Source organism: Oleiphilus sp. HI0086, from assembly GCF_001635225.1.
Genome location: NZ_LWFZ01000691.1, coordinates 1 through 6,401, shown reverse-complemented (window position 1 = coordinate 6,401; position 6,401 = coordinate 1). Strand labels below are relative to the sequence as shown.

The following is a 6,401-nucleotide window of genomic DNA, read 5'->3' as shown; positions in this document are numbered from 1 at the left end:
AAATACTTAATAAACAGTAACTTATGATTTTCTTATACGATTTATGCTTAAAGAGAGTGGTCAAAATACTAAAATGTGACAAAAAATCAGGTAAATATGTTTCGATAGGTAACGCCTGGTAACATTTTTGGAGGAAAGTGATTTTCTTAATTACAGTAAGTGTTTCCTTATGCAACAAAATGTGAGGCAGGTCTCACTTCTAGTTGCTCTTTTTGCGAGGTATTCCTAGTCGCTGTCTACGTTCCCATAGATTCTTACGGCTGATGCCCAGGCGCTTGGCCAGTTCTGTTTCATTCATATGGTCTTGGTTTTCGAGAACAAATTGTTGGAAATAGTCTTCGATTGATAAGCTTTTGCTAGAGGAGGCTGAAGACTTTTCGGCAGATGGGAGTTGGGAAGCTGCGCTGTAAGGGGAATTAACTTGTGGTGTAATCAATCCCTTTGGAATATTGATATCATCAACTTCCGACTCAATATCTAATAATTCAGCGGTAATCATCTTGTTATCGCAAAGAATGGTTCCACGCTCAATAGCATTTTCAAGTTCACGGACATTTCCAGGCCAGTGATATTCCTGAACGGCTTTCATTGCATCCGGACTGAACTTGATATTTGCTTGGCCAAGCTTGTCACTTGCTTTGGCAAGCAAAGTATTTGCAAGACCAAGAATATCATCGCCTCGCTCTCTTAATGGGGGGAGCTTGAGCTGGACAACATTTAGACGATAGAACAAATCTTCTCGAAATTGGCCAGTACGAGAAAGTGCCTTGAGGTTTCGGTGAGTTGCGGCAATAAGCCGAACATTAACTTGTCGAGACTGGGTTGAGCCAACACGCCTGATTTCCCCTTCTTGCAGAACGCGTAATAAGCGAGCTTGGGCTTCAAGTGGTAGTTCACCTATTTCGTCCAGAAATAAGGTGCCGCCATCAGCGGCTTCGATTAGACCGTTTCGAGCGCTTACTGCCCCGGTAAATGCGCCTTTTTCGTGACCGAATAGTTCGGACTCAATTAGCGATTCAGGGATTGCGGCACAGTTGATACAAATATATTCGTGATTACGACGATTGCTTAATTTATGGATAGCTCGCGCGGCCAGCTCTTTACCACTGCCTGTTTCGCCTTGAATTAATACGGTTGCTTCAGTAGGTGCCACTTTTTTCATTAAGTGGAACACTTTCTTCATGGCTTGGCATTGGCCGAAAATTAGTTGACCGATCTGCTTATCTGCATCGTCATCTTCATTGCTGGTCGCGCTCGCTAGAATGGGAGAGGGAGTTTGCTTCAGTATGCTGTTGACGATGTCAATCAGGTCTTTATGGTCAAAGGGTTTGGCGAGGTAATCAGCCGCACCAAGTTTCATAGCGTCGACAGCGGAGCGTAAACTGGCTTGCCCCGTAGTGACCAAAACAGGTACGCCCTGAGCTAATTTTATAATATCTGTCCCGGGCTGGTTGGGCAGGTGGATATCCGAAATGATTAAATCAAAAGAGGGTAGCGCATAAGTTTCAGCGGCCTCGTTGACTGATGATGCGACATCAACCTGGTGTAAAGCATCTTCTAGAAAATTTTGTAAACCCGCGCGGTGATCAATGTCATCTTCAATGATTAATATTCGGCGCATGTAGCCCTGCTTAAATTAGGTTTAGTTGCTTTATTGTGTGGACGAAGAATCATAACTTATTTTGACTTCATACCAAAGCTGGCACGCGAAAACTCAATATGGAGATGGAAGCTCTTTAACTCGTGAGAGAACTTTAGGGTTCCAGTGTTCAATGGCAGTTTCTAGCATTTGAGGGATAGATAAGCATTTTGATGATATCTCAATCCCCAACAGCCTAAAGATACAGCTCAAATTCTCTTTGGCTTGGAGAGAAGAGACGGCCTTCGCGTGGTTTTGTTTACTCAGCTTCTGACCTTTAGCAGATAGTACCGGGAAATGAGAGAATTCGGGAGGCTTATAGTCAAGCGCTTGATAGAGTGCCAATTGCATGGGAGTAGAGAAGAGTAGGTCGTAGCCTCTTACGACATGTGTAATATTCTGTCGGTGATCATCATTAACCACAGCTAGTTGATAAGCATAAAAGCTTTCTTTACGCTTAAGAACAAAATCATCATCTAGTTTATACGAGTGTTCACCTTGCATGCCGTCATGCCAATAATATAGTTCTTCGGTATTCCTAAACTTCTGAGCACAGTTTTGCTTATCGACAGACTGGCGTAGGCAAGCTTCATTGTGTCGACCACCGTTTGTAGCCAAGTATTTTCGACTACAGGGGCAATAGAAAATTGCTTTTCTTAAGTCCAGTTTTGTTAACAAGCTTTCGTATTCAGCACTATGTGCTGATTGAAAAACTATTGGTTCATCCGAGAATAAATGGTGGGCTTCAAGTGTCTCGATAATTTGCTGGCTAGCGCCGGGTGCTTCACGTAAGGGGTCAATATCTTCAATTCTTACAAGCCAGGTACCCGAATTTCTCCTTGCCTCTAAATAGGAAACCAAGGCAGCGAAGAGTGAACCAAAGTGTAAAGGGCCGGTAGGGGACGGAGCAAAGCGACCGCGATATGAGCTCATAGATCTAAGGATATTGGGTAGGAGTAGCTCCCACCCAATCTATCAGGATTAAATTCCTGTTTGGCGCTCTTTAATTTCAGCGAGCGTTTTACAGTCGATGCATAGGGTTGCAGTAGGTCGTGCTTCAAGCCGACGAATACCGATCTCTACACCGCAAGAATCGCAAAAGCCATAGTCATCATCTTCGATGCGGTCTAAGGTTTTATCGATCTTCTTGATTAGCTTGCGCTCACGATCACGTGTTCGAAGCTCAAGACTGAACTCCTCTTCTTGTGTCGCTCGGTCACTTGGATCTGCATAGTTAGAAGCGTCTTCTTTCATATAATGCACAGTACGATCTACTTCTTCCATTAGCTCAAGCTTCCAAGCTAAAAGGATTTGGCGAAAGTGCTCGCCCTGTTCATCGTTCATGTACTCCTCACCGTCTTTTTCGACGTAAGGGGTGAAATTCGTCATTTCTTGGGATTTTTGTTGGTTTTCCGGCATAACATTCTTCTCATTGTTACTTACTGATTGCTTCTCGTTGGCAAGCCGGGACAACGAGATTCCATTTAGCATATTAAAAAGCTAAGCCCACAAAAATTAGCAGAAACAATCAAATTAAGCCAATTTTTCTTATACGAATGTAGAATTGGCAACATATTCTTTGTATAAAAAGATCATGATCGGCAGCTGAAGCAGGAAATAAAAGACAAGTGAGTGATTCGAGCTATACTGAAGTTCTAAGCGAAGGTTTTGATCTCTAAGACGAGACAAAGCTGAAAAGCAAATTCAAATTTTGCAGGATGAACGAATGTCCCAAAAAAGTATTATGCTCGTTGATGATAGTCGCATATCGCGCCTGATGCTGAAAGCTATTATCAGTGCGCACTATCCAGATTGGAGTGTGACTGAAGCTGAAGATGCCCGAAAGGCACTGAAGCTATGTCAGAGTGGTCAGTTTGATTTTATTACTTTAGATATGAATATGCCGGGAGTTGATGGCCTGACGATATCGCCGGAACTTCAAGAAGCGTGCCCAAGCGCGAAAATCGCTTTATTAACAGCGAATTTTCAGGAGCGAGTCCAGGAGCAAGCTGCAGAGCAGGGCCTTAGCTTCATTCCAAAGCCGATTACTGAGGATAAAATAATCGATTATCTTAAGAAATGTTTGGGCGGTGCCTAGTTCGGACTAGCAATTTGCTAAAAAGGACTTATTATCCGGTAGCTTAGCGGCTGGCCTTAGAGGCGACTTATAGCTTAAACTTACCGGGCCTGGTTTTTATAGCCTTAGAGCTTGTCTGCCCTGTCGGGTTTCGATTTATTATTCTTGGACGGATAGAATGTTTGCAGAAATTTTTAATTTGGTGATCGATACCGTGTCATCACTGTACGTGATGATTGTTTTGATGCGATTTATCTTGCAACTCTCCCGAGCAGATTTCTATAACCCCATTTCCCAGTTTGTTGTTAAAGCGACGAACCCTTTGCTTATCACTTTAAGACGATTAATACCAGGTATAGCGGGCATCGATCTGGCTTCATTGGTGCTAGCAATATTAGTACAGACAGTTGCTGTTGGTATCAAGGTTGCGGTGTTGGGGTATGCGATATCGAATCCGATTAATATTGTTTTGTTATCGGCCATATTGGTTGCGAGCTTTTTAATAAAAATCTATTTTTGGTCTCTAATTATCATGATCGTTGCAAGTTGGATTGCACCCGGCAGCGGGCACCCAGCCTTACTCTTGATTAATCAGATTACCGAGCCCTTGATGAAGCCCTTTCGTAAGATCTTGCCAGCTATGGGCGGCTTGGATTTATCACCAATATTTGCATTTCTTACGCTTCAGGTGCTCGAAACGGTCGTGAGCCATTTAATGCGAATGATCTGACGCTTAGATAGTCTTAAGGGCTAAGCTTTGTGTAGGGAATGCCAATACCCGCACAGATAAATTACCTATAAGGGTCTATGATCGTGAAGGAATAGGCGGAAGCTTTTAATGGCTCGCCTGGAATGATTGCTTTTAAGCACGTTAAGTGGTGACTTTGCATGTCTATAAACGACTTATCACAACAGGTTGATGCCTTCCATGATTGGAAGCGGCAGCTGAGTAGCTCCGTTGAGCGCTACAAACAGTGGTTGGTCGATGCTGGCTTGTATAGTAACGAACTCGATGCTCGCTTACAGCGTGGTTTAGGGCTTTTACACGATGAGTTACTAACGGTAGCCCTGGTTGGGGAATATTCCCGAGGTAAAACAGAACTGATCAACGCCTTGGTATTCTCAAGCTTTGGCCAGAGAATGTTACCGTCCCAGGCGGGTCGTACGACCATGTGCCCGACTGAAATTTTCTACGATCAACACCAGAAAAAAAACTACCTCAAGCTATTACCGATCGACTCCCGATCACAAAACCAGACCATTAGCGAATTAAAAAAGAGCGACCATGAGTGGCGTTATTTTCCCATTGATCCTCGTAATCAAGAGTCGATGGCTGAAACACTCAGGCAAATCGCTGAAACACGAGTGGTTTCTTTTGCCCAGGCGCGTGAACTAGGCTTTGATGAAGGCTCGCTGGAACGCGCCAAGAATTCAGATAAGGTCTTAATACCGGCGTGGCGCCATGCTTTATTGAGCCTTGATAGCCCGATCTTACGCAAAGGTTTATGTATCCTGGATACGCCAGGTTTAAACGCCTTAGGCTCAGAGCCCGAACTCACCATTAGCATGATTCCTAATGCCCAGGCTGTTATCTTTATGCTGAGTGCTGACACGGGCGTTACAGCCAGTGACATGGCAATCTGGAAGCAGTATATCGATGTGCATGAGTCTGAACACCGTGCAGGTCGTTTTGCTGTGCTGAATAAAATAGATGTGCTCTGGGATGACCTGCAGGGTGAACCGCATATTAGTGCTTCGATTGAGCAAATTCGGCACCTAACAGCCAAGCAGCTGAATATGGATGCAGAAGATGTTTTGCCTTTATCTGCAAAACAGGGTTTGATTGCTAAAATCAGAAAAGACCATTCATTATTGCAAAAAAGTGCTTTTCCTAAATTGGAGAAGCTAATTTCCAAGCGAATTATTGCCGAGCGTGAGTCAACGATTTACAAAGATCTTCTGCGAGATTTGCAAAAGATGCTGCATGGCTCGCAATCAGTTTTGAATGACCGTTTGGCTAACTTATACGAGCGTCACGAAGGGCTAGAAAGAGAAGTACTAAGCCCCGAAATGTTGCAGAATCTAGCCAAAGAAACGCACACCGAGCACGATATCTATCACCGCAAACTGATCACTTTACGCTCTAGTCGACGTTTGATGGAGTCGCAAGGAGAAGTATTGCAGCAATTGGTTAGTGAAGAGCGCTTGAAAGAAGTGCTCAAACATACCAAGCGTGATATGCAAGATTGTTGGAGCACCGTTGGCTTGGTTCACTCGATGAATAAATTTTTCGATAAGATGGATAAAGAACTCGATAATGTCGAGAGTGAAGCAAAAATTGCCGACAAAATGGTTCATGCAATTTATAAGCGCTTCAAGTCGGACGTTCATGCCAAGTACCTTAAACCAAGAAAGTTTACAATTGGTGAGCAGCGCAAAGCGCTAGAGGCTTTGAAAGCAAAGTTGGTGAAGTTCTGTCGACGACCTAAAATGTTTATGACGGAACAATCGGTGCTGATAAATCACTTTTTTAATACCTTTGCTGCAGAGATGCGTCTGATCCAGCTGCAAATTATTAAACAAGCCAAGCAGTGGCCAGAAGAGGCTTTATTACCGCTTATTCAATATACTCATGAGCAAAAAACCATGCTCGAAGAGCGTGTGAGCCACTTAAGGAATTTAGCG

General features: G+C 43.6%; 6 protein-coding genes. 3 read left to right on the top strand and 3 right to left on the bottom strand.

What is annotated here, in order from left to right; genetic code table 11:
* Window positions 1-199: 199 nt before the first annotated feature.
* The 3 genes from A3756_RS10850 to dksA all read right to left on the bottom strand — a co-directional run bounded on the left by A3756_RS10850 (window position 200) and on the right by dksA (window position 3,058).
* Entirely contained in the window at window positions 200-1,621 is a 1,422-nt protein-coding gene (locus tag A3756_RS10850; RefSeq protein ID WP_068553491.1) for a sigma-54 dependent transcriptional regulator, read from the bottom strand.
* A gap of 93 nt (window positions 1,622-1,714) precedes the next feature.
* Window positions 1,715-2,572, bottom strand: a complete 858-nt coding sequence (gene gluQRS / locus A3756_RS10845) for a tRNA glutamyl-Q(34) synthetase GluQRS (RefSeq protein ID WP_068506845.1) — start codon at window positions 2,570-2,572, stop codon at window positions 1,715-1,717.
* 48 nt (window positions 2,573-2,620) lie between these two features.
* Window positions 2,621-3,058 (bottom strand): RNA polymerase-binding protein DksA, encoded by a 438-nt coding sequence (gene dksA, locus A3756_RS10840; protein ID WP_068510075.1) that lies wholly within the window; start codon window positions 3,056-3,058, stop codon window positions 2,621-2,623.
* Window positions 3,059-3,365: 307 nt separating this feature from the next.
* Here dksA and A3756_RS10835 point away from each other — a divergent pair, with 307 nt between their 5' ends.
* The 3 genes from A3756_RS10835 to A3756_RS10825 form a co-directional block, all read left to right on the top strand.
* Complete coding sequence (locus tag A3756_RS10835) at window positions 3,366-3,737, top strand: response regulator (RefSeq protein ID WP_068510011.1); 372 nt, start codon at window positions 3,366-3,368, stop codon at window positions 3,735-3,737.
* A gap of 157 nt (window positions 3,738-3,894) precedes the next feature.
* Window positions 3,895-4,446, top strand: a complete 552-nt coding sequence (locus tag A3756_RS10830) for a YggT family protein (protein WP_068510013.1) — start codon at window positions 3,895-3,897, stop codon at window positions 4,444-4,446.
* 158 nt (window positions 4,447-4,604) lie between these two features.
* Window positions 4,605-6,401, top strand: a 1,797-nt coding sequence (locus tag A3756_RS10825) for a dynamin family protein (RefSeq protein ID WP_068553490.1), incomplete at its 3' end; no start/stop codon positions are given.

Bases quoted from the DNA above. Each gene is read 5' to 3' on its own strand.
- A3756_RS10850 (WP_068553491.1), bottom strand. From the start codon at position 1,621: ATGCGCCGAATATTAATCATTGAAGATGACATTGATCACCGCGCGGGT.
- A3756_RS10830 (WP_068510013.1), top strand. From the start codon at position 3,895: ATGTTTGCAGAAATTTTTAATTTGGTGATCGATACCGTGTCATCACTG.
- A3756_RS10835 (WP_068510011.1), top strand. From the start codon at position 3,366: ATGTCCCAAAAAAGTATTATGCTCGTTGATGATAGTCGCATATCGCGC.
- gluQRS (WP_068506845.1), bottom strand. From the start codon at position 2,572: ATGAGCTCATATCGCGGTCGCTTTGCTCCGTCCCCTACCGGCCCTTTA.
- dksA (WP_068510075.1), bottom strand. From the start codon at position 3,058: ATGCCGGAAAACCAACAAAAATCCCAAGAAATGACGAATTTCACCCCT.